Origin of the sequence: Nocardia sp. NPDC127606 (genome assembly GCF_042671725.1) — a bacterium.
Lineage (GTDB): Bacteria > Actinomycetota > Actinomycetes > Mycobacteriales > Mycobacteriaceae > Nocardia.
In genome coordinates this window covers 506411-528728 of record NZ_JBHXWQ010000002.1, presented here as the reverse complement: position 1 = coordinate 528728, position 22318 = coordinate 506411, and the positions used below count along the sequence as shown (strand labels likewise).

Below are 22318 nucleotides of genomic sequence, written 5' to 3'. Positions count from 1 at the left end.
GAAACTCCCGAAGAACCCGGCCCCGGGCGAATCGAACAAGTCACTGTCATGGACAACGCATTGGAAACGAATCACACGGGAGCCGTAGGGCTCCGTCATACGCGGGGCACATTACCCCGCGGCTCACGAGGCGGGAGCCTTACCCCTGAAACAGCAACGGCCCGTGCCTCCCTGGGGGAAGCACGGGCCGAAAGCTGTCAGATCAGTTCGCGTTGAGCAGGTCGATCACGAAGACCAGGGTCTTGCCCGAGAGGGCGTGGCCCGCACCGGCGGGACCGTAGGCGAGGTCCGGCGGGATGACCAGCTGACGACGGCCGCCGACCTTCATGCCGGGGATGCCGTCCTGCCAGCCCTGGATCAGGCCGCGCAGCGGGAAGGTCAGCGACTCGCCGCGATCCCAGGAGGAGTCGAACTGCTCACCGTTGTCGAACTCGACGCCGACGTAGTGCACCTCGACGGTGCCACCGGCCACCGCTTCCTTGCCTTCGCCCTCGATGAGGTCGGTAATGACGAGCTCGGTGGGCGCGGGGCCCTCCTGGAATTCGATCTCCGGCTTGGTCATGCGGGCTATCCCCTTCGATAGATTGCTGTACCCAACAAAGTTGCCGACAACGGCGGATCGAAACTAGCGGTTGTCGATCGCGCGGTAGTCGCGTTCACCGTAACCGGTGTAGATCTGACGCGGGCGGCCGATCTTCAGCGGCTCGGAGTGCATCTCACGCCAGTGCGCGATCCAGCCGGGCAGACGGCCCATCGCGAACAGCACGGTGAACATGCGGGTCGGGAAGCCCATGGCCCGGTAGATCACGCCGGTGTAGAAGTCGACGTTCGGGTACAGGCGACGCGACACGAAGTAGTCGTCGGTGAGGGCGGCCTCTTCGAGCTGCTTGGCGATGTCGAGCAGCTGGTCGTCGCCGCCGATCTTCGACAGGATCTTGTCGGCGGCCTGCTTGACCAGCGTCGCGCGCGGGTCGTAGTTGCGGTAGACGCGGTGCCCGAAGCCCATGAGCTTCACGCCGTCTTCCTTGTTCTTGACCTTGCGGATGAATTCCTTGACGTCGCCGCCGTTGGCCTTGATCTCGTCGAGCATCTCGAGCACGGCCTGGTTCGCGCCGCCGTGCAGCGGGCCCCAGAGCGCGTTGATGCCACCCGACACCGAGGTGAACAGGTTGGCGTCGGAGGAACCGACGAGGCGCACGGTCGAGGTGGAGCAGTTCTGCTCGTGGTCGGCGTGCAGGATCAGCAGCATGTCGAGCGCGGCGGCGACCTCGGGGTCGACCTCGTAGGGCTCGGCCGGGAACCCGAAGGTCATCCGCAGGAAGTTCTCGACCAGCGACAGCGAGTTGTCGGGGTAGAGGAACGGCTGACCGACCGACTTCTTGTACGAGTACGCCGCGATGGTCGGCAGCTTCGCCAGCAGGCGGATGGTCGACAGCTCGACCTGCTCGGGATCGCGCGGGTCGAGGGAGTCCTGGTAGTACGCCGACAGCGCGTTCACCGCGGACGACAGCACCGGCATGGGGTGCGCGTTGCGCGGGAAGCCGTCGAAGAACCGCTTCAGGTCCTCGTGCAGCAGGGTGTGGCGACGGATGCGATCGGTGAAGTCGTCGAGCTGGGCCTGGGTCGGCAGCTCGCCGTAGATGAGCAGGTAGCTGACCTCGATGAAGGTCGAGCGGCCCGCCAGCTGGTCGATCGGGTAACCGCGGTAGCGCAGGATGCCCGCTTCACCGTCGATGTAGGTGATGGCCGACTTGGTCGACGCGGTGTTCATGAAACCGGGGTCATAGGTGACGTAACCGGTGCTGGCCAGCAGCTTGCCCAAGTCGAGCCCGTCGTTACCCTCCGCGGCCTTGGTGACCGAGATCGGGAACTCGCCACCGGGGTACTGGAGTACCGCCTTGGCGTCTTCGGTGACGTTGGTGATGTTCTCAGCGGGCACGGAAGGATCCCTCTCAGGCTAGAACCGTAGGCACCGGTGCGGTCGGCACAGGTGCGCTTGCGCTAACGCTAGCTGTTGTTCGGTCAGGACGAGCAATCAGGGTTGTCCTGTCCTGTTCTCACATCGGTCGCGTGCGGCGGTGAGGTCGATGCAGGGCCGGGGACCTGCGCCGATCCCGTTTTTCGCACCGTCAGCGCGGCGGTGCCCGACGATTGCCCGGCGCACGGAGCCGATGCCCGAATCCGATTGCCGCACAAATCAATTCGCGGCCACGGTGGAGGGTGCGCGAGTGACTCGGTAGCGAACGAAGGCGGGGAATGCCAGCGCGGCGAGCACCACTCCGATCACCACCAGTACGCCGCCACCGGCAGCCGCTACAGCAGTACCCATGCTCGCCGCGGCGAAACCGTGGGCAACGTCACCGATCCGCGGCCCACCTGCGACGACCACGATGAACACGCCCTGCAACCGCCCCCGCATCTCGTCGGTGGACACGTTGAGCAACATGGCCGTGCGGAACGCCGCCGAGACCATGTCGACCGCGCCGCCGAACGCCAGGAACGCCACCGCGATCCACAGCCACACCCCCAGCCCGAACAGATGCCCGGCGAACCCCACGGCGAGCCCGAAGCCGACCATCGCCACACCCCACAGCGCGATGCACACGATCACCGCCAGCCCTTGCCTGCGCACCCGCGGTATCCACCCGGAGAACACGCCGCCGATCACCGAACCCGCCGCGATGGCCGCGAACAGCAGGCCCAGCGCCACCCCGCCTTCGGCCGGGTCGTGGAACGTCTCGTGCGCTATCTGCGGGAACAGCGCGCGCGGCATGCCGAACACCATGGCGATGATGTCGACGACGAACGACGCGAGCAGGATGCGCTGGCCCGCGAGATAGCGGAAACCGTCGAGTACGGCGCGCAGCCCGGCCCGGCGCTGCTCGCCGGTCGGCGGGAAGGCGGGCAGCCGCCACACCGCCCACAGCGTCGCGAGCAGGGCGATCGAGTCGATCAGATACAGCATCGACAGGCCGATCACGGGGATCAGTACACCGGCCAGCACCGGCCCCGCGATCATGCCGACGTTCTGCACGGTCATGCTCAGCGAACTGGCCGAGGCCATCTGCTCCGGCGGCAGCAACCGGGCGATCAGGGCGCTGCGAGTGGGCTGGTTGACCGCGAAGAACGCCTGCTGGGTGGCGAACAGCCCGAGGACGAGCCACACATTGTTCACCCCGAGCGCGGCCTGCACCCAGAACGCGACCGCGGTCAGGCCCGTGCCCGCCGTGGTGATGACGAGCAGCGTGCGCCGGTCCATCACGTCGGCAAGCGCGCCGCCCCACAGCCCGAACACCACCAGCGGAATCAGGCCGAACAGACCGGCCAGGCCGACGTAGCCGGAACTGCCGGTGATCTGGAAGATCTGCTGCGGAACCGCGACCACCGAGAGCTGCGCGCCGATGACGGTGACGATATTGGTCGTCCAGAGCCTGCGATAGTCGCGATTACGCAGGGGTTCGGTGTCGGCGAGCAGCTTCACTCAGCGCAGATTAGCCACTGCCGCCCGGTCATCCCATGTTTAGGCGCAGTGAGAAAGGCCACCGTCGTTACGGCTGCAAACGTTCGACTGTTGTGGTGGGCCCGTCGATCCGCACCACGATGCGGTTGTGCAGCCTGCCCTGCCTGCCCTGCCAGAACTCCACCTCGTCTGGCCGCAGCAGGTAACCGCCCCAGAACGGGGGCACGGGAATGTCGTCGACATCGGCGAACCGGGCCGTCGTCTCGGCCAGCACGCGATCGAGTTCGGCCCGCGAGGCCACCGGTCGTGACTGCCGCGAAGCCCACGCGCCCAGCCGCGACTCCCGCGGCCGCGCCGCCCAGTAGGCCGCGGTCACCTCGGCGGAGACCCGCTCGGTCACGCCGCGCACATGCACCTGCCTGGCGAGCGCGGGCCAGACGAAGCTCGCCGCCGCGTACGGGTCGGCGGCGAGCTGGGCGCCCTTGGCCGAGTCGTAGTTCGTATAGAAGGTGACGCCCTCGGGTGAGAGCCCTTTGCACAGGACCGTGCGCGCCACCGGTCGCGGCGCGGGGCCGGTCAGCGAGACCGTGGCCAGCACCATCGCGTTGGGTTCGGCGACTCCGGCACCTCGCGCCTGCTCGATCCAGCTGCGCAGCAACGGTTCCCAGCCACCGGCCACCCAGGTCTCGTCGAGATCGGGTTCGGTGGCAGCGACGATCAGGGGATTGCCGTAGTCGACACGCATCGCGGCGAGGTCGGGCGCGGTGGTCGCGGCGGGGTCCAGGTCACGCATAGGGGCGAGATTACTCCGCGGTACGTCCGGGTCTAGGGTTCAGAAATATCGGCATGCCCCTGCAAGGAGAGTCACCATGACTACCAGCTCGGTACCACAGGATTTCGTCAGCGGATTGGAAGGCGTGGTGGCCTTCACCACCGACATCGCCGAGCCAGACAAGGACGGCGGCGCCCTGCGATATCGCGGCGTCGACATCCAGGATCTGGTTACCGACCAGGTGACTTTCGGCGACGTGTGGGCCCTGCTGGTCGACGGCGAGTTCGGTCGCGGCCTGCCGCCCGCCGAGCCCTTCCCGCTGCCGGTCCACACCGGTGATGTGCGCGTCGACGTGCAGGCCGGCCTGGCCATGCTCGCCCCGATCTGGGGCTACGAGCCGCTGCTCGACATCGACGACGAGACCGCCCGCGAGAACCTCGCCCGCGCCTCGGTGATGGCGCTGTCGTACGTGGCGCAGTCCGCCCGCGGCATCTACCAGCCCGCCGTTCCGCAGCGCAAGATCGACGAGTGCGACACCGTCACCGAGCGGTTCATGACCCGCTGGAAGGGTGACCCGGACCCGCGCCACACCGAGGCGATCGACGCCTACTGGGTGTCCGCGGCCGAGCACGGCATGAACGCCTCCACCTTCACCGCCCGCGTCATCGCCTCCACCGGCGCCGACGTGGCGGCGTCGCTGTCCGGCGCGATCGGCGCCATGTCCGGCCCGCTGCACGGCGGCGCCCCGGCGCGCGTGCTGCCGATGATCGAGGCCGTCGAGAAGTCCGGCGACGCGCGTGCGCTGGTCAAGGGCATCCTGGACCGCAAAGAGAAGCTGATGGGCTTCGGCCACCGCGTGTACCGCGCCGAGGACCCGCGCGCCCGCGTGCTCCGCGCCACCGCCCAGCGCCTCGACGCCCCCCGATTCGAGGTGGCCGCCGCGCTGGAGCAGGCCGCGCTGGCCGAGCTGCGCGAGCGTCGCCCGGATCGCGCCATCGAGACCAATGTCGAGTTCTGGGCCGCGGTCATCCTCGACTTCGCCGAGGTTCCGGCGCACATGATGCCCGCGATGTTCACCTGTGGCCGGACCGCCGGTTGGTGTGCTCACATCCTCGAGCAGAAGCAGCTGGGCAAGCTGGTCCGCCCCGCCGCGATCTACACCGGGCCCGGCCCGCGCACCCCGGACGAGGTTCCGGGCTGGTCCACCATCTCGCAGCACTGAGTCGTCGAACCGGGCGCCGCGATCTCGGCGCCCGGTTCATTCTCAGTTACTTGCGGCATCTAACGATCCACCTGCGAGAACGTGTTCGACGAGCACCGCGACAGGTTCGGCGATAACATCCCAGCGAACATGTTCGTGAGGGGTGGATCGTGCACAGCAATGGTTTGTCGCGGCGCAGGCTGTTCGGTGCCTGCGCTGCTCTCACCGCCGGATTTGCCACAGGATGCGCTGTCGCACAAGGTGATTCGGCCGCGCTCGAGGCAACCGGTCGCACCGCCGGGCAGCCTGTCTCGCCGGTGAGCGCGCACCCGATCGCCACCCCGGAGCTGGTGCCGGCACCTTTTCCCGCCCAGGTGGCCGCCCGGCACGCGGGCGCCGTCGCGCATCAGTGGGGCGTCGACCTGCCCGGCATCACCAGCAGCTTCCCCACGGGCGGCAAACAGTTCGCGCTCACGCTCGACGCGTGCGGCGGTCCCGGCAACAGTGACATCGACCAGTCCCTGATCGACCTGCTGATCGCCGAACAGATCCCGGCCACCCTGTTCCTCAACAAACGCTGGGTCGACGCCGATCCGGCTCGGGTACAGCGACTGGCGGCGAATCCGCTGTTCGAACTGGCCAATCACGGTGGCGCGCACAAGCCGCTCTCGGTATCGGGCCGGTCCGCCTACAAGGTCGCGGGCACCGCCTCCGCCGAGGAAGCCGCGTACGAGGTCTGGGACAACCATCAGCGGATCATCGAGCTCACCGGCCGCGCGCCGCGATTCTTTCGCGCGGGCACCGCGCACTACGACGAGGTGGCGGTCGCGATCGTGAACGAATTGGGCGAGACCCCACTGGGTTTCACCGTCAATGCCGACTTCGGGGCGACCGCGTCGGCGGCACAGGTGCAGCGGGCGATGAGCGCGGCCACGCCCGGCGGCATCGCGCTCGCGCATATGCACCGTCCCCGATCGGGGACCGCGGCCGGGATGGCCGCCGCGCTACCGGCCCTGCGCGCCGCGGGCTTCACCTTCGTCCACTTGTAGCGGACGCCGCCCGCCCGCACAGCGGAACGTCGGCACGCTCAGCGCGTCAACGCCGCGAAATCGATCGCGACAGAGGCCCCACGGTCGACGGTGAAGAACGCCGCCTCCAGGCGCGTCCCGAGTTCGATCTGCCCGACCGCCGAGAGCGGCACCGGCTGAATCAACCGCACCCGCCACGGCAACGGCTCGTCCCAGGCCCGCATCTCCAGATCGAGCCGCAGCACCGGATCGTCGCGCCCGGTGTAATCCGCCGCGATCGGCGCCACCGCGAGCACGGTCGCCTCCGCTCGCCGCCCGTTGGCCAGAATCTTGGCCGCGGCCTTGCGCCCCGACTCCGCCACCTCGGGCACGAACAGCACCACCCGCTCCCGGTCGCCCGGGTCCACCCGGCAGCCGACCACGTCGCCGGTCTGCATCCACTCCAGGTCCTGGCTACGCACTCGCTGCCGGACCCGCGCGTCGTAGGCCAGTTCCCCCGGCACCGACACCCGCACGCTGAACCGATAACCACCCTCCCCCCGGCGCGTCCGCACCGACAGCACACTCGCCATCGCGGGCAGCCCCCTGATCAGCAGTTCCCGCCGCGCTCCCTCGGACAGCAACCCCGGCCGCCGCCCGAAAGCCCACACACACCGATCGAGCAGGGTCCGACCCGAGTCGGCCACAACGAGGCTCATGGCAGAAGAGTAATGCGAACGCCCTTCGCGCAAGGGCAAATTCCCCGCACTCACCGCATCGGCGCGGTCAGCCGAGGGCGGCGATTCCCGCGAGGATGAAATCGATTCCGGCGAGGAATTGTTCGCGGTCGTCGTGCTCACGCAGCTGCTCGGCGATCTGATGAGCGAACGGGAATTCCACCGGGTCGTGCTGTGTCCAGCGGGCGGCGACGGCCGCGAGGAAGCCCGAGCGGTCGCCCTCTGGCACCTCGAGTCGAGCGTTCGCCGCGTTCTGCCCGGCGACGCCGAGGATGTAGTTCACCAGCGCGGACGCGGCATAGAACATCGACCGCTCGGGGACGCCGAGTATCCGCAACTGCGAGCCGACGCGCTCGTAGATCCGCAGCATCGCCGGCTGCCACGGCACCCGGACGAGCTGGGCGCCCACCCACGGATGGGCATCGATCGCGTCGAACATCCCGAGCGCGACGGCACGGATCGCGGTGAAGGGCTCCGCGCTGTCGTCCGAGCTCGCGAGGACACGGGCGATGACGTCGTCGGACGCGGCGACGAGCAGATCGCCCTTGTTCTCGACATGCCAGTAGATCGCCCCGCTGCCGGTCTCCAGACGCGAAGCCAGGGCGCGGAACGTGAGCGCGCGCTCGCCGTCGGCGTCGAGGATCTCGATCGCGGCGTCGACGATCCGCTGCTTCGACAGCGCGTCGGTGCGCCGGGTCCGCTGGGGGTGTGTCGCCATACACACCATCTTGACACTTCTGGAACATCGTTCCAAACTGGATCCATGGAACGTCGTTCCAGAAGACGAAGGGATCACCATGACGACAGCGGTCACGATCATCGGCGCAGGTCTCGGGGGCCTCACGCTCGCCCGAGTCCTCCGTGTCCACGGCATCTCCGCGACGGTCTACGAGGCCGAGCCATCGGCAGGCGCCCGCACCCAGGGCGGCCAGCTCGACATCCACGAACACGACGGCCAGCGCGCACTGGCCGCGGCCGGCCTCACCGCCGAGTTCCGCGCGATCATCCACGAGGGCGGCGCGGCCTCCCGGATCCTCGACCACCACGGCGAACTGCTCCTCGACGAGCCCGACGACGGCAGCACCGGGCGGCCCGAAGTCCTGCGTGGCGACCTGCGACGCATCCTGCTCGACGCCCTGCCCGCGGGCACGGTCCAGTGGGGCAAGAAGCTGACCGACGTCACCGCTGTCGGCGACGGCCACCACGAGCTGACGTTCGCCGACGGTTCGATCGTGCGCACCGAGCTCCTCGTGGGCGCCGACGGCGCCTGGTCGCGGATCCGCCCGCTGCTCTCGCAGGCGCGACCCGCATACGCGGGCGCCGTCTTCGTCGAGACCTACCTCTACGACGTCGACAACCGGCACCCGGCGGCGGCAGCGGTCGTGGGCGACGGTGGCATGTTCGCGCTCGCACCGGGCAACGGCATCTCCGCGCACCGCGAGGCGGGCGATGTCATCCACACCTATGCCGAGCTCGCCCGCCCCGCCGACTGGCTCGACGGCATCGACTTCACCGACCCCACCGGCGCACTGGCCCGGGTGGCAGCCGAATTCGACGGGTGGGCGCCCGAACTCACCGCGCTGATCACCGACGGCGACAGCGCGCCGGTCCCGCGCACGATCAACACGCTGCCCACCGGCCACCGCTGGGATCGCGTCCCCGGCGTGACGCTGCTCGGTGACGCCGCGCACCTGGCGCCCCCGGCCGGCGAAGGCGCCAACCTCGCCATGCTCGACGGCGCCGAACTCGCCATGGCGATCGCCGCGCACCCCGGCGACGTCGAAGCCGCGCTCACCGCCTACGAAGCGGCGCTGTTCCCCCGCGGCGCGAGGGCGGCCGCGGACGCGCACCAGATCCTCGACCTGTGCGTCGGCGACAGCGCGCCGCTCGGATTGGTCGACTTCATGACCGGCGTTTCCTGAACAACCGTGACGAACGCGAGTGGGCCGTCTCACAGCCTCTTCCCGACCCGCCCCCCTTGCGCGTACGAGCTTCGGCCGACCACTAAACTCGCCCCCATGACCAGTGCGTTCCCGACCATTCCCGCCGACCTCAAGCCCGCCGACGGACGGTTCGGCTGCGGCCCGTCCAAGGTCCGCCCGGAGCAGCTGCAGTCCCTGGTGACTGTCGGCGCCTCGGTGTTCGGTACCTCGCACCGCCAGAAGCCGGTCAAGGACGTCGTCGCGCGCGTGCGCCACGGCCTGCGTGAGCTGTTCTCCCTGCCCGACGGCTACGAGGTCGTGCTCGGCAACGGTGGCACCACCGCGTTCTGGGATGCCGCCGCCTTCGGCCTGATCCGCGAGCGTTCGCTGCACCTGACCAACGGCGAGTTCTCCTCGAAGTTCGCCTCGGTGGCCAAGGGCAACCCCTTCATCGGCGACCCGATCGTCGTCAAGGCCGAGCCGGGCAGCGCGCCCGAGCCCGTGTCGGATCCCTCGGTCGACCTCATCGGCTGGGCCCACAACGAGACCTCCACCGGTGTGTCCATCCCCGTGTCGCGTCCGGTCGGTTCGGAGAACGCCCTCATCGCCATCGACGCCACCTCGGGCGCGGGCGGTCTGCCGGTGAACATCGCCGACTCCGATGTCTACTACTTCGCCCCGCAGAAGTGCTTCGCCGCCGACGGTGGCCTGTGGATCGCGATCATGAGCCCGGCCGCGCTGGCCCGCGTCGCCGAGATCAAGGAATCGGGTCGCTGGACCCCGGAGTTCCTGTCGCTGCCGATCGCGGTCGACAACTCGTCCAAGGACCAGACCTACAACACCCCGGCGCTGGCCACCCTGCTGCTGTTCGCCGACCAGATCGAGTGGATGAACGCCAACGGCGGCCTCGACTGGACCGTGAAGCGCACCCTGGATTCGTCCTCGCGGCTGTACTCGTGGGCCGAGTCGAGCTCCTTCGCCACCCCGTACGTGTCGAACCCGGCGCACCGCTCGCAGGTCGTCGGCACCATCGACTTCGACGACGCGGTCGACGCGGCCCAGGTCGCCAAGATCCTGCGCGCCAACGGCATCGTCGACACCGAGCCCTACCGCAAGCTGGGCCGTAACCAGCTGCGCGTCGGCATGTTCCCGGCGATCGATCCGGAAGATGTTTCGCAGCTGACCCGTTCGATCGACTGGGTCGTCGGTCAGCTCTGAGATAAGACCGCGATAGGGCCGGTGCCCGGTGAACCCATTCGGTTCGCCGCGCACCGGCCCTTCTTGTTCGGACTGCACACATTCGCAATATTCGCCGAGTTTCGACAGATCTCGGTACCGATATTTGATGTTGATCTATCACCAAAATGCCTGCACACAAGCGGAATTCGGGTGGTGAGCCGCTCAGATTAGCCCCCTGGGCACGGCTGGTGCGAGATTTAAGTCGTGCGTGTCTGCTGCCGCGGCCAAGTAATGTGCACTACTGTCTAGGAAAGTGGGCGGTGTCGTAGCCGACGCGATAGGGAGGTAACGGTGCGTGAACTTCGAGTGATCGGGGTGACGCCCGACTCCACGCACATCGTGTGCAGCGACACCGAGTCCGGTACCAAGTTCCGGTTGCCCGCCGACGACAAGCTCCGCGCGGCGGCGCGCGGCGACCTCGCACGATTCGGCCAGATCGAGATCGAAACGGAGGCGACTATGCGTCCTCGCGATATCCAGGCCCGTATTCGCGCTGGAGCGTCCGTCGAGCAGGTCACGGCAGAGTCCGGTATGCCGGAATCCAAAGTCGAACGATTCGCCTACCCCGTCTTGCTAGAGCGTGCGCGCGCCGCCGAATTGGCGCAGAAGGCACACCCGGTTCGTCCCGACGGCCCCTCGGTGGAAACGCTGCACGAGATCGTCACGGCGGCCTTCGCCGAGCGCGGTCACACCATCGAACAGGCCGAGTGGGATGCCTGGAAAGACGAAAAGGGTTTCTGGGTCGCCCAATTGCAGTGGCGCCACGGTCACTCCGAGATCGCCGCGCACTGGCGCTACCAGCCCGACGCGCACGGCGGCTCGGTGTCTCCGCTCGACGACCCGGCCAACGACCTGATCGATCCCGACTTCGGCCGCGCGCTGCGTGGGCTGGCCACGATCCTGCCCACGCCGGTTCCGGCCGCCTCGCCGGTGCTCGAACCACCGACCCCGGTGGAGCCGCGTCCGCGCGAGCAGATCGCCGCACCCGCCGCGCGTCCGCAGAGTCGTCCGGCTCCGAACGTGGACGAGTACTACGAGCAGCGTCAGGTCGCGGCAGGCGGTGGGACGGCAGCGATTCCGGCCGCGCCCATCCCCGCGGCGCCGATACCCGCCGCGCCCAAGCCCGCCGCCCCGAAGCCCGCTGTTCCCGCCGCGCCGAGTCAGCCCACGGTGCAAGCGGACAAGCCCGCCGAGGAGCCGGTAGCCGAGAAGCCCGCACCGAAGCCCGCGCGGACCAAGCGGGGCAAGGCTCCCATGCCGTCATGGGAAGACGTCCTGTTGGGCGTACGCAGCTCCGGCAACTGAAGCAAGAACATGGGTAACTCGTCGGGAACGAACTGACGTACCACGTCCGCCAACCGTCAGCCGCCGACGCCGTCGAGCCACCCACCTGAGTCTGGCTTGAATACACGGAGAGGCGGGACAGTGGCTTCTACGCTCTGGTATGTCGATACGCCTGATCCGGCGGCGGTGCTGACCGGGACTGTCGAGTCCGATCCCGTTGCGGCGGCGGCGTTGGCCGGGCAGTTGTACGGCGACCACGACGTTCGGCCGCACATGGTCGGCACGCTGGCCGGGTGCGCCGCACCGGATCGGGACGAGGTCTATATCGGGTGCTATCCCGGGTTGACCGTGGTGTGCACGGCCGAGGCCGCGCTGGTTCATCCGACGAAGCTGCCCGATCTGCTGGTGCGCCCGCTCGCTTCCGAGCACACCTATCTCGTGTCCTACGACACGACACTGCACTGGGGTGCGTTCGCGCATTGGGAGCGTGGCGAATTCCGGCGCTCGTTCAGTTCCACCCGGGTGGACATCCTCGAGAACGAAGGGCTCCCGATGGTGTGGGAGCGCACCTTCTGGGCGGGTGAGCATCCGGTGCCGTGGCGGGGTTCGGACCATCCCGAACCGCAGTCGCTGCCGTTCGATCCGCCGGATTTCGCCGATGCCGCCAATGACCAATGGCTCGGTTTCCGCTACCTGACCCCGGCCGCTTCCGGCCGACTCACCCCCGGCGACCTGGCCGTCTGCGGTTTCACACTGTATCCGAAAGGCCAGGCCCCTGAGCAGAAGCGCGCGCCGGTCGGTCGTCCCGGTGCTGCGACGCGGCGCAAGCGCGGGCTCTTCGGGTGGATGCGCGGCGCCGATCGGGTGGTGTGAGCGTCAGCCGAGCTGGTCGACGATCACGGCGATCCAGCCGAGCACCACCGCCCCGGCCGCACCGGCCAGCACCCACCGCACCACCGGCGTGAACCGCCATCGCCACGCGGTCGGCGCCACCCCGACCGCCGCCACCACGTTCACCCCGATCGCCAGCAGCGGATTGACCGCGGCCAGCGCACATCCGAAGGCGTAGACCGCGACCCCGCCGAGCAGCGCGACCAGCACGACAACGGTGCAGCCTGCCGCCCACGGCACCGAATCCGCTTGCGCCCGATACGGTCCCTCACATTCCTTGCTCATGACGTGCGCACTCGTTCGTAGAACGCCATCGCCGCCGCGGTCGCGACATTGAGCGAATCGGTTCCGGGTGACATCGGGATGCGCGCGCGAACATCGGTGGCGCGCATGGCCTCCTCGGTGAGGCCGGGCCCTTCGGCGCCGAGCAGCAGCGCCACCTTCTCCCCCGTCATCGCCGTCGCCAGATTCACCGCCGCGGGGTTCGGCGTCAACGCGATGATCTGGAAGCCCTTGTTCCGCACGAGGTCCAGGCTCTCCGGCCACTGCGGCAGTTGCGCGAAGGGCACCCGGAGCACATGCCCCATCGACACCCGTACCGCCCGCCGATAGAGCGGATCGGCGCACCGGTCGCCGAACAGCACCGCGTCCGCGCCCAGCCCGGCCGCGTTACGGAACATCGAACCCAGGTTCTCGTGGTCGTTGACGCCCTCCAGGACCGCCACCGTGCGCGCGCCGTCGAGCACCTCGTCGACGGTGAGCTCCGCCGGACGCGGCGCCACGGCGAGGACGCCGCGATTGAGATGGAAGCCGACCACCTCGGCCATCACCTCCGCGCTGGCGCGGTAGTACGGCAGATCGCGATCGGCCAGATCGTCGGCCAGGGTCTCGAAGCGCTTCCCGACGCCGAGCAGGGCGCTGGGCGCGAAACGCGAGTCGAGCATCCGCTGCACGACCACTACGCCCTCGGCGATGACCAGGCCTTTCCGGCCCGGCAGGTCCGGCCTGCGGTCGGCATTGGACAGGTCACGGAAGTCGTCGACGCGCGGGTCGGTGGGGTCGTCGATATCGATCACTTCGGCCACCGGCTAATCCTGGCATGCTGGAAGCATGAAGATTGTCCAGTTGATCTTGAACGTGCTCTGGGTGGTGCTGTGCGGGTTCTGGATGGCGCTGGGGTACCTGCTCGCGGCACTGATCTGTTTCATCCTGATCGTCACCATCCCGTTCGGGATCGCCTCGCTACGCCTGGCCGGGTACGTGCTGTGGCCGTTCGGCCGCACCGTCGTCAACAAACCCAGCGCGGGCGCGGGCTCGCTGATCGGCAATGTGATCTGGTTCGTCTTCGCGGGCTGGTGGCTGGCGCTGGGCCATGTGTTCACCAGCATCGCGCTGGCGGTGACGATCATCGGTCTGCCGTTCGCCTGGGCGAATCTCAAGCTGGTGCCGCTGTCGCTGTTCCCGCTCGGGCATGACGTGGTGTCGGCCGACGCGGCGCGGCAATCGAGCTGATCACTCCGATTCGGCGACGATCTGGTTCATGATGCCGACGGCTTCCCCGAGCACCGCGATCTGCTCGGGGCGCAGGCCGGCGAGCTGGCCTGTCATCCACACCTCGCGGGCATTGGTCTCGTCGGCGATCAGCGCGCGACCGGCGGGCGAGAGCGAGACGATGATCTGCCTGCCGTCGGTCGGATGCGGACGGCGCTGGACCAGAGCGAGGTCGGAGAGCGAGGCGATGACACGGGTCATCGACGGTGGTTGCACGCGTTCTTTGCCTGCCAGCGCGCCGGGCGTCATCGCGCCATCACGAGCCAGCGTCGCCAGAGCCGACAGCTGAGTAAGCGAGATCTGCGCATCGGAACGGCGTCCGCGCAGGTGTCTCGTGAGCCGCACGACGGCCAGTGATAGGTCACCGGCCAGGGCACGGACGTCCGATGGCGTTGTCACAGTGCAGAACTCTACGGTAAATCCGGCTGTGCTGACGGGTTTCACACGGCTACTGTTTGGGTATGGACGCCGGACCTGTCAGTCCCGAGATACCTCAACTGCCCCGAATCCTGGTCGACCCACGCCCCGTGGTGCTCGGCGGCTTCGCCCTGTGGGTCATCGCGACCGTGGTCGTGTGGATGAACACGAGCTGGGCCGATGCCCGCCCGGTGTGCCTGATGGGGCTCGTGGTGGGCGTGCTGGGGTCGTCGATCTTCCTCCTGCAGCGGCGTTCCGCACGACGCGGTGACAAGGGCGCCCAGGTGGGCCTCGACACCGACTAGCTCACCGCGAATTCGTCGCTGGTCCCGACAACGGGGCGAAGCGTGCCGTCGGCACCCAGTGCGTCGGCGTAGTGCACGAATCGGTGCACTCCGGGTTCGGCCGTCGCGGGGACATCCCAGGTGAAGCGGGCGATCGAGACCGCGGCGCCCGCCGTGCGCCAGTGGAAACGGACGTCCCATTCCCCCTCGTTGGCCACCCGATCCCAGCCCGCCGCGGTCTTTCGCTGCACGTGCAGGAAGGTGTCACCACGGCGCGGATTGTGTTTCGGATGGGCCGAGACGAATTCGACAGCCGCCTGTTCACCGCGTCGACAGGCTGACGGCTGGATCAGGACGTCACCGAAACCACGGCCGGGCGGGGTGGCGTCGGGTCCCGGCGCGGCGGCGAAGTTCGGTTGCAGCGCGGAGACATCGCGCGGTGCCGGACCGCGCCCCACCGACTGACCCGCGGCGAACGCCTCTGCCAGTCTGGTGAATTCCTGCACATACCCGCACAGCGTGTAGCGGCCGAACAGCGTCGAAGCGCCCTCGTACTGCTGGGAGTCGTATTCCTCGGGGGTGGTGACGTATTCGTGGTAACTGTTCGAATAGCCCTGTAGCAGAACCTGTTCCAGCTCGACGCCGAGCGCGGCCGCCACCGCGCGTCGCACGCGCAGCCCGGCGACGATCGTGAATTCCGCGCCCGCGGCCGCCAGATACAGGCCACCGATGCGAATCAGCTGGATCGGCACCACATTCGGCACCCACGGAACGGGCGGCATCAGCCCGAGCGGAGCGAAGATCGCCTTGGGGGCTTGGGCGTCGGCGAGCCAGGCGGGGTGCGGGTGGTCGATGCCGCCGAGGAAGTCGACCATCGGGTTGCGCACACCTTCGGGGATCGGGCCGCCGGGCAGACCGGGACCGTCCTCGACGCTGCCCGCCGCCAGGGAGACGCCCGCCGCGGCCGGGGAGGTGCGTCGCGGGGCGCCGTCGGGGGTGAAGCGGCCGTCGATCGTGAGCGCGGCGAGGTCGATGTAGCACAGCATCGAGGCGACCTCGGCCCGCTGTGCGGCTGCCTGCGCCGCCGCCTCTTTCGCCGCGTGATGCTGGCGTTCACCCAGGATTCTGGTGTTGTCGAACTCGTCGGTGGTCGGTCCGTTGCCGGGCGTGAGGCCGAGATTGGGCGACATGTCACCGGCGTTGGTCTGCGCGAACGCGGCGAGGAAGCCGGCGCCGTCGAGGTGGCGGACGCCGTGCTCGAGGTGTTCGGCGGCGTAGCTCGCGTAGCCCTTGTTGTCGGAGCTGATCAGGCGGTTCGCGTTGGTCATCGAGGTGTTGTGGGTGGCGAACCAGGTGAGCGCACCGACCTGACGACCTTGCCTGGCGAACACCAACGTGGTCACCGCGGGGTCGATCGCGTCGGGGAAGACCGCGCGATCGGCGGCCGGATTGCGGTCGAAGGCCACGCGCGAGCGGTTGACGCTGGCGTCGTGGAGTTCCGCGCGGCCCAGGCTGATGGCGCCCGGCGCGAAGTCGGCGTCGGCCGCGACGATCGCCTCGACGATTCCGTCGACCTCGGCGTCGAAGACCTGCTGCTGAAATCCCAGCGTCGCCAGCGTGTAGGCGTAGTCGTGTGCGGAACCGCCACAGCTGGCGTGGGTGTGCGTGGAGGTGAGAACGACATTTCGCTCGGAATACCGGTCACCGAAACGGCGGGCGAGCGCGAGCAGCACCGCGCCGTGTACCGAGGCGAACACCGCGCCGTTCTCCACCGCGACGAACGCGATCCGAAATCCGCGCGCACCGATCACGAACGCACGAGCGCGCGGGCGCAGATGGATTCCCGCCGTTGTCTGTTCGAATTGCGAGTAACCCATCATGCCGCATTCCGCGGCCGGGCCCGTGAGATCGGCGCTACCGAGCCCGAATTCGAATCCGTCGGGATTCGCGTGTGCGACCGGCATTCCCATACCGGAGATGACGGGCAGGGCGGTGGCACCCAGTGCCGAGGCAGCGAGCACGGTACGGCGGGACAGGGACATCGGACGGCTCCTTCGCAACTTTCAGTTCGGAGACAACCACATCAACTGGTCAAATGTCCAGGATTTTCTGGCGGACCGGCGAATTGACTGTTCGTGACGCGAGCGCTTAACTCGCACAGTGTCCTCCCGATTGAGCGTCGAAGAACGACGAGCCCACCTGATCGAGGCTGCGATCGGTCTCGCCGAGAAAAAGGGCGTGGCGGGCGTGACCACGCGTGATGTCGCCCAAGCGGCGGGCGTCTCGTTAGGTGTGGTGCATTACTGTTTCGAAAACAAGGACGCGCTGATGACCGAGCTGGTCAAAGCGCTCTCGATGGAATTGCGCGATTCCGTCGATGCCGATGAAACGGTATGGGAAGACGCCGGAACAGGAAAAGAAGCATTTCAGAAATTGGTGCGCCGCGGTTTGGAACTGATGTGGCGCAACATCGAAGCCACTCCCGAACGGCAGTTGCTCACCTACGAGACCACCACCTACGCGCTGCGCGAGGGTGAGTCGACACCGGCCAAGCTGGCGATCGCCCGCGAACAGTACGGGTTCAACGACAACACCGTCGCCGATGTGCTCGACCATTGCCGGGAAGCGACCGCAACGCAGTGGAAGACCCCGGTGCCGACGCTGAGCCGGTTCATTCTCAACGTGATCGACGGAATCGTGCTGCGGTGGCTGGTCGACGACGACAGCGAGTCCGTACAGGTTCAGCTCGATCTGCTCGCCGAGATGATCAGCGCGCACGCGGAATAGGTCCGCGCACGCAGCTCAGCCGCGCGGCGCCTGTACGTGGGTGACGTCGCCCTCGCACCACCAGGGGACGTGGACGGTGCCCGAGATCGCCCCGCGCAGATGCACTTCGAGGGTTTCGTGCAGCACCAGCTCGCCGGTGACGTCCTGCGGCGACCACAGCTGACGCAGCACCACACCCAGAGGTTCCGCGGCCCAGGTACTCCGGCGGCCGGTGCCGAGCACCTCGGCGCTGACCTCCTCCGAGGCCAGTGGAAGGTCCAGCAGGGTGGCCAACGCCTCCGCGTGCGCGGTATCGCCGACGACGAGGCGTTGCGACGGGACGACCAGTCCGAAGCAGGGCTGGTCGAGGACCATGACGGTACTCGCGTCGACGACGTCGCCGGACAGTGCGCGGATCTGCTCGGGCAGATCCAGTTCGCGCGGATCGAGGGCGCCGGACGCGACCGCGGCGGCCAGCCGGGCATGGGTTCGGGCGATCACCTCGGGGGCAGGGGATTTCGACGGATCGGCCAGTGCGTCGAGCAGTTCCTCGGCCAGCTCGGCGGACATGATGTCCGGGCGCACGAGAGCGGGACGCAGGGCATCGAGGTCGGGGCCTTCGATGCCGATCGCCGCGAATACCGGCAGGAGACCGTCGAATTCGTTGTCATCAGGGTGGTGGAGCCGGCCCAGCGGGACGCCGTCGAGGTGGGCGTGGCGGTGCAGCCACCAGGCGGTGTAGCCGTCGCGATCGGCGAGCAGGGCGCGGGTGCGTGGCTCGGACAGCAGGTGGCGCAGTGCTTCCGGCCAGCGGTCTTCGTCCACCAGGTCCAGGTCGCGGACCGCGATGAGCTCACGGGGGTCATCGGAAAGGCTGTTCCACCAGGACTGTTCGTCGTCGAGGTCGTGGTCGGGGCCCGTCGGTTCCGGATCGGCGAGCACCGCGAAGCCCCAGCCGACACCGATCGCCCGCAAGGCTCGCTCGCCGTACTCGGCGACGGCGGTGTCGGCGATGGTGCCGAAGGGGGCGTTGGGCGCCAGGACCCCGGCGAGCGGGGCGCCCGGCAGCAGCAGTTCGTCGGCGGGGGTCAGTTCGCCTGTGTCGTCGGGCAGTTCGAGTAGGCCGAGCCAGTCGGGCAGTGAGCCGTGGGAGGCGAAGGGAGCCAGCTGGAGTACCGCGGCGACGGTGTCCGGGTCGGCCGGATCGTGCTCGAGCAGGTCGCGCAGGGCCGGATCGGTGAGCAGGTCGTCCGAACTCGCGCTGCGGGCCCCCAGTCGACCGAGGAGCGGGTGCGTGGCGTCCGGGTGCACCAGGCGCGCCCAGTGCACCGGCACGGCCACGGTGAGCTGATCATCGAGCACCACGGTCCGCGGCCCGGTGACCAGACGTCCGTCGGTGAGCGGCACGGCTAGGGCGCCGAATTCCTCGGCGGCCCTGGTATCGACGACGAACGGCTCCAGGGCGGCGTAGAACCGCCGCCACCACCGTGGTGCGCGTTCCAGTCCGCTCGACAGCTCGGCCACCGCGGCCGGGCCGAGCCGATGGACATCGAGGACCGCCAGCTTGTCCTGACCGGCCCGGCCGGACAGCTCCGGAATCACCAGCGGTCCGGTGATCTCGGCGAGGATCGCGGCCAATTCCGGGGTGAGATCGGGAAATACGCTCGCGCGGGTCGGCGTGCTGCACGGCGAGTCCGCCGCGGCCGGTTCGTAGGTGGGCTCTTCCGATGCGAAAGGGTCGCTGTGCGGTGCGGATTCGCCCGACGCGAAGCGGGCTCCGTCGCCGCCGGTCGCTTCGGCTTCGTCGGAGGCGAAGAGAGCAGCCAGATCTGGCAGGTCATCCGATGCGCCGCGCGCCGATCGTGTCTCGAGCCCGGGTTCGTCGGACGCGAAGAGGTCCTCGAAGTCGGGTGCGTTGTTCGGGGCGGCGTCGCCGGTTCCGAATCGCGCGGGCAGGCCAGGATTCTCGGGCGACGGGTCGGCCACGGCGGCGTCGCGCGTGGCGCACACCGGGAGCCATGGGTTGGTGCGCAGCTCGGTGATGACGGCTTCGCGCAGGATCGCGTCCGCTTCGCTGCGGGCGAAGCCGGGCGTGGGGACCAGGACGAGGCGGTCCCGAGGCGGGAGCACGCGGGCGAAATCCGCGTAGCCCGCGGCCAGTTCGGTGATGCGGGCGCCGGGGAGGAGACGGCGGCGGTCGGGCTGCATCGGGATATCAGCGACCAGGATCGCGGGGAGGGAGAGCTCCTCGTCGGATCGGGTGGGGGCGCGCAGGACATCCGGGGCAGTCGCGACGGGGCGGCCATGACGGAGTGGGAGTAGCCAGCGGGCGCGGGAAGTGCGGTACTGCCACCACGCTCGGCGTGCGCCGGACGGGAGGGTGATCGTCAGCTGGGCGAGTATGCCGGGGCGGTCGGCGGCGGACATGTTCGCGTCGAGCTCGTCCGCGGCGTCCAGTCCGTCGGCTGCGGCTGCGACGTCGGTGGCGAGGGCAGCGGGCCGGGCGGCATCGGGCCGAACGGCGGCATCGGCTCGGGTGTTGGTGGCGAGAATCTCTACCGCGCTGGTGAATTGGTCGGTATCGATGCGGATGTGCTGGAGGGCCGGTAGTTCCAGGAGGAGGTCGGGGGCCTCGGCTCGCATAGCGTCGAGGAGGGCTTCGGGGTCGATGTCGTCGCGCAGGTGTACGACGATCTCGGTGTCGGTGCCCGCGAGTGGGGTGGTCGGCACCGGCCAGGCCAGGCGCAGGACCGGGGGCGCGATAGTCGTGAGGTCGTCGGGGATGCCGATGCCGGTGTCGTGCAAGGCGTTCAGCGTGGCGACGCGGGAGAAGCGGAGGGATCCGGTCGTCGAGCGGACCTCGATCTCGTCGCCGACGGACCGCACCGCGGTGAAGCCGACACCGAAGCGGCCCACCTGGGCCGCGCCCGCCTTTCCGGAGGCACGCAGTGCCGTCAGCGCGTGCACACCGGAAACACTCAGCGGCGCGCCGGTATTCGCGACGTGCAGCCGCCCGTCCAGCACCCGCACGATCAGCTCACCCGCGACACCGGCCTTGGCCGCGGCGTCGGCAGCGTTCTGCGCGAGCTCGGTGAGCAGCCGATCCCGGTAGCCCGCGGCCACCAGATCCGCCTCGCTGGCACTGTCCTCGCGTAACCGCGTCGGCGAATCCCGCCACGCGGCGAGCACTCCGGCCCGCAGCTCGGCGGTGCCGAACGGGTCACCCGCTCCGTTCAGCGCGACACCGACGATCCGTGCTCGCTCAGATCAGGCGATTCCGCCGCTTCGCCGGATTCCGCCCCACCCGACACCGTGGCTTCGCCTACAGCGGAAGCCTCCGTGCCCGACTCCGCAGCCTCGGCGGCGGGTTCGGCCTCCGTGCCCGAGACCGCGTCGGCAGCAGTCGCTACCTCGTCCGACGCGCCCGAGGAGCCCTCGGCATCCGGAGCGGCCGGGGTCTCAGCGGTGGCTGATTCGTCGCCGACAGGGAGGTCGACCTCGGCGGCGGGTTCGGCCGAGACAGTCTCGGCGGGAACCCCGGTATCCGAGGCGATTTCGGCGGTGACGACCTCGTCGGCCGACTCCGGCAGAGCGCCCTCGGCGAGCGCGGAACGCTCCGCGACCGCGGCGGCGACCGCTTCGGCCTCAGCGGTTTCCTGCTGGTCGCCTGCCCGCTCCGCAGCGGCTTCGCCGACCTGGGTCAACGAGTCCGCGGAACTCGGCTCGGTGCCGTCCTCGGTGTCCGAGGTCGCCGGGCCAGCGGCAACCGTTTCGACCGCTACCTCCACGACCTCGATCGCCGGGTCGGCAGACGGCTCGGCGACAACCTCTACGACCGTCGTCGCGGAGTCAGCCTCGGCAGGCTCGGCCGCGACCTCATCGACCACTGATGCGGACTCTTCGACAGCCGCCTGGGGCGCAGCCTCCGATGCCGAACCTTCAGTCGTGGTCTGGGATGCACCCGCTGTTGCCGAGCCTTCGGCCGACGCCTGAGCATCTGCCTCGTTGATCGCGTTCTCGACAGCCGGGCGGACGATCTCGACGAAATCCACCGCGTGGTCGTCGAATGCCTCGTACAGCGGGGATCCGTTGCCGCTGGGGGCGACCACGTCGGAGTGGGCGCCACAGCCGTATTCGATGTGGACGACGTGGCCGTCGGCGCCCATCGCGTTGCCGCAGACGCCGAAGGACTCGCGCAGGGCGCCGGCCAGTGGCAGGTAGAAACCGCACATGCCGCAGGTGGCTGGGGCCGCCTTGGCCATCTCGGTGTCGGGGCCGAACTCGGTGAACCAGCGCTGGGCGGCGTCGGCGCGGCCTTCGAGGCTGAGCACCTGGACGCGGCCGAGGCCGACCTCACGGGCCACCTCGTCGATCACCGGGTCGCCGGTGGCGACGTAGCCGGGGACGAGGCGGGGGTCGTCGGCGGGCGTGGCGAGCAGGTCGCCGGGGCCGAGGTCGCCGGGACGCACGCGCTGGTCCCACGGGACGAAATCGGGGGCGATCAGGGCGTCGAGGGCAGGCAGCAACGCCGACTCGCTCACCGTCGCGTGGTCGGCCCCGGGGGGCGCGGCGACCACGACGGCCCACTGCCAGCCGCGGTAGCCGGGCAGGGTCGCCTCGAACCGGTGGGTGGCCGCGGTGTCGTCCTCGGCGCTCACCCCCAGATGGACTCCTACCCCGTCGGGTTCCAACGCGACGAGCGCACGACGTGCGACCTCGGCCGCGTCGGCCAGAACGGGACGCACGCCGGACTCCGAAACAGATACTGCGCTCACGGCATACATTTT

The 22318-nt window shown here is 69.0% G+C and carries 20 protein-coding genes and 1 pseudogene; 9 read left to right on the top strand and 12 right to left on the bottom strand.

The features are described 5' to 3' along the window. Positions 1-202: 202 nt before the first annotated feature. From ACFVJ5_RS13300 to pdxH, 4 genes are all read right to left on the bottom strand, one after another. Positions 203-562, bottom strand: coding sequence for an FKBP-type peptidyl-prolyl cis-trans isomerase (locus tag ACFVJ5_RS13300; protein WP_379220208.1), 360 nt, complete (start codon positions 560-562; stop codon positions 203-205). A 63-nt stretch (positions 563-625) separates the two neighbouring features. Next, positions 626-1939 (bottom strand): citrate synthase, encoded by a 1314-nt coding sequence (locus ACFVJ5_RS13295; RefSeq protein WP_101464504.1) that lies wholly within the window; start codon positions 1937-1939, stop codon positions 626-628. A 258-nt stretch (positions 1940-2197) separates the two neighbouring features. Further along, positions 2198-3481: an MFS transporter gene (locus ACFVJ5_RS13290; protein WP_379220207.1), complete on the bottom strand. Its 1284-nt coding sequence runs from the start codon at positions 3479-3481 to the stop codon at positions 2198-2200. Between the two features lie 67 nt (positions 3482-3548). Continuing rightward, complete coding sequence (gene pdxH, locus ACFVJ5_RS13285; protein WP_379220206.1) at positions 3549-4253, bottom strand: pyridoxamine 5'-phosphate oxidase; 705 nt, start codon at positions 4251-4253, stop codon at positions 3549-3551. 76 nt (positions 4254-4329) lie between these two features. Here pdxH and ACFVJ5_RS13280 point away from each other — a divergent pair, with 76 nt between their 5' ends. Both ACFVJ5_RS13280 and ACFVJ5_RS13275 read left to right on the top strand, forming a co-directional pair. After that, complete coding sequence (locus ACFVJ5_RS13280; protein WP_101464507.1) at positions 4330-5454, top strand: citrate synthase 2; 1125 nt, start codon at positions 4330-4332, stop codon at positions 5452-5454. Between the two features lie 149 nt (positions 5455-5603). Next, the gene (locus ACFVJ5_RS13275; protein WP_379220205.1) at positions 5604-6482 is read left to right on the top strand and encodes a polysaccharide deacetylase family protein; all 879 of its coding nucleotides are present in this window, start codon (positions 5604-5606) and stop codon (positions 6480-6482) included. Between the two features lie 38 nt (positions 6483-6520). On the opposite strand, the gene ACFVJ5_RS13270 is transcribed toward ACFVJ5_RS13275, so the two are convergent. Both ACFVJ5_RS13270 and ACFVJ5_RS13265 read right to left on the bottom strand, forming a co-directional pair. Next, entirely contained in the window at positions 6521-7159 is a 639-nt protein-coding gene (locus ACFVJ5_RS13270; protein WP_378656451.1) for a hypothetical protein, read from the bottom strand. 67 nt (positions 7160-7226) lie between these two features. Further along, positions 7227-7895, bottom strand: a complete 669-nt coding sequence (locus ACFVJ5_RS13265; protein WP_379220204.1) for a TetR/AcrR family transcriptional regulator — start codon at positions 7893-7895, stop codon at positions 7227-7229. Positions 7896-7974: 79 nt separating this feature from the next. On the opposite strand from ACFVJ5_RS13265, the gene ACFVJ5_RS13260 reads away from it, so the two are divergent. The 4 genes from ACFVJ5_RS13260 (at position 7975) to ACFVJ5_RS13245 (ending at position 12495) form a co-directional block, all read left to right on the top strand. Continuing rightward, entirely contained in the window at positions 7975-9099 is a 1125-nt protein-coding gene (locus ACFVJ5_RS13260; RefSeq protein ID WP_379220203.1) for an FAD-dependent oxidoreductase, read from the top strand. A gap of 96 nt (positions 9100-9195) precedes the next feature. Continuing rightward, the gene (gene serC, locus ACFVJ5_RS13255) at positions 9196-10317 is read left to right on the top strand and encodes a phosphoserine transaminase (RefSeq protein ID WP_379220202.1); all 1122 of its coding nucleotides are present in this window, start codon (positions 9196-9198) and stop codon (positions 10315-10317) included. A 312-nt stretch (positions 10318-10629) separates the two neighbouring features. After that, a complete protein-coding gene (sepH, locus tag ACFVJ5_RS13250) occupies positions 10630-11643 on the top strand; it encodes a septation protein SepH (protein ID WP_379220201.1) in 1014 nt (337 codons plus the stop codon). A 120-nt stretch (positions 11644-11763) separates the two neighbouring features. Beyond that, entirely contained in the window at positions 11764-12495 is a 732-nt protein-coding gene (locus ACFVJ5_RS13245) for a DUF6928 family protein (protein WP_379220200.1), read from the top strand. 3 nt (positions 12496-12498) lie between these two features. On the opposite strand, the gene ACFVJ5_RS13240 is transcribed toward ACFVJ5_RS13245, so the two are convergent. Continuing rightward, positions 12499-12798: a DUF2537 domain-containing protein gene (locus ACFVJ5_RS13240; RefSeq protein ID WP_379220199.1), complete on the bottom strand. Its 300-nt coding sequence runs from the start codon at positions 12796-12798 to the stop codon at positions 12499-12501. Next, positions 12795-13598, bottom strand: a complete 804-nt coding sequence (locus ACFVJ5_RS13235; protein ID WP_379220198.1) for a TrmH family RNA methyltransferase — start codon at positions 13596-13598, stop codon at positions 12795-12797. Before ACFVJ5_RS13235 ends, ACFVJ5_RS13240 begins: the two co-directional genes overlap by 4 nt. Positions 13599-13623: 25 nt before the next feature. Between ACFVJ5_RS13235 and ACFVJ5_RS13230 the strand changes: the two genes are divergently transcribed. Next, positions 13624-14025, top strand: coding sequence for a YccF domain-containing protein (locus tag ACFVJ5_RS13230; protein WP_379220197.1), 402 nt, complete (start codon positions 13624-13626; stop codon positions 14023-14025). On the opposite strand, the gene ACFVJ5_RS13225 is transcribed toward ACFVJ5_RS13230, so the two are convergent. Then, positions 14026-14463 carry a MarR family winged helix-turn-helix transcriptional regulator gene (locus ACFVJ5_RS13225; RefSeq protein ID WP_101464515.1) on the bottom strand — a complete coding sequence of 146 codons (438 nt, stop codon included), beginning with the start codon at positions 14461-14463 and terminating at the stop codon, positions 14026-14028. A 62-nt stretch (positions 14464-14525) separates the two neighbouring features. Between ACFVJ5_RS13225 and ACFVJ5_RS13220 the strand changes: the two genes are divergently transcribed. Then, positions 14526-14786 (top strand): DUF2530 domain-containing protein, encoded by a 261-nt coding sequence (locus tag ACFVJ5_RS13220; RefSeq protein WP_379220196.1) that lies wholly within the window; start codon positions 14526-14528, stop codon positions 14784-14786. On the opposite strand, the gene ACFVJ5_RS13215 is transcribed toward ACFVJ5_RS13220, so the two are convergent. After that, a complete protein-coding gene (locus ACFVJ5_RS13215) occupies positions 14783-16807 on the bottom strand; it encodes a neutral/alkaline non-lysosomal ceramidase N-terminal domain-containing protein (RefSeq protein WP_379220195.1) in 2025 nt (674 codons plus the stop codon). The genes ACFVJ5_RS13220 and ACFVJ5_RS13215 overlap by 4 nt on opposite strands. Positions 16808-16925: 118 nt before the next feature. On the opposite strand from ACFVJ5_RS13215, the gene ACFVJ5_RS13210 reads away from it, so the two are divergent. Further along, positions 16926-17552 carry a TetR/AcrR family transcriptional regulator gene (locus ACFVJ5_RS13210; protein WP_379220194.1) on the top strand — a complete coding sequence of 209 codons (627 nt, stop codon included), beginning with the start codon at positions 16926-16928 and terminating at the stop codon, positions 17550-17552. A 15-nt stretch (positions 17553-17567) separates the two neighbouring features. On the opposite strand, the gene ACFVJ5_RS13205 is transcribed toward ACFVJ5_RS13210, so the two are convergent. Beyond that, on the bottom strand, positions 17568-20720 hold the full coding sequence (locus ACFVJ5_RS13205; protein ID WP_379220193.1) for a sacsin N-terminal ATP-binding-like domain-containing protein: 3153 nt from the start codon (positions 20718-20720) through the stop codon (positions 17568-17570). An 829-nt stretch (positions 20721-21549) separates the two neighbouring features. Further along, a pseudogene (locus ACFVJ5_RS13200) lies at positions 21550-22315 on the bottom strand (DUF3027 domain-containing protein); the annotation flags it as partial. Positions 22316-22318: the final 3 nt, after the last annotated feature.

What these genes read in the sequence shown, in the direction of transcription:
- ACFVJ5_RS13300 (WP_379220208.1), bottom strand. Translation starts at nt 562, where the DNA reads ATGACCAAGCCGGAGATCGAATTCCAGGAGGGCCCCGCGCCCACCGAG.
- pdxH (WP_379220206.1), bottom strand. Translation starts at nt 4,253, where the DNA reads ATGCGTGACCTGGACCCCGCCGCGACCACCGCGCCCGACCTCGCCGCG.
- ACFVJ5_RS13280 (WP_101464507.1), top strand. Translation starts at nt 4,330, where the DNA reads ATGACTACCAGCTCGGTACCACAGGATTTCGTCAGCGGATTGGAAGGC.
- ACFVJ5_RS13270 (WP_378656451.1), bottom strand. Translation starts at nt 7,159, where the DNA reads ATGAGCCTCGTTGTGGCCGACTCGGGTCGGACCCTGCTCGATCGGTGT.
- ACFVJ5_RS13265 (WP_379220204.1), bottom strand. Translation starts at nt 7,895, where the DNA reads ATGGCGACACACCCCCAGCGGACCCGGCGCACCGACGCGCTGTCGAAG.
- ACFVJ5_RS13260 (WP_379220203.1), top strand. Translation starts at nt 7,975, where the DNA reads ATGACGACAGCGGTCACGATCATCGGCGCAGGTCTCGGGGGCCTCACG.
- serC (WP_379220202.1), top strand. Translation starts at nt 9,196, where the DNA reads ATGACCAGTGCGTTCCCGACCATTCCCGCCGACCTCAAGCCCGCCGAC.
- ACFVJ5_RS13240 (WP_379220199.1), bottom strand. Translation starts at nt 12,798, where the DNA reads ATGAGCAAGGAATGTGAGGGACCGTATCGGGCGCAAGCGGATTCGGTG.
- ACFVJ5_RS13230 (WP_379220197.1), top strand. Translation starts at nt 13,624, where the DNA reads ATGAAGATTGTCCAGTTGATCTTGAACGTGCTCTGGGTGGTGCTGTGC.
- ACFVJ5_RS13220 (WP_379220196.1), top strand. Translation starts at nt 14,526, where the DNA reads ATGGACGCCGGACCTGTCAGTCCCGAGATACCTCAACTGCCCCGAATC.
- ACFVJ5_RS13215 (WP_379220195.1), bottom strand. Translation starts at nt 16,807, where the DNA reads ATGTCCCTGTCCCGCCGTACCGTGCTCGCTGCCTCGGCACTGGGTGCC.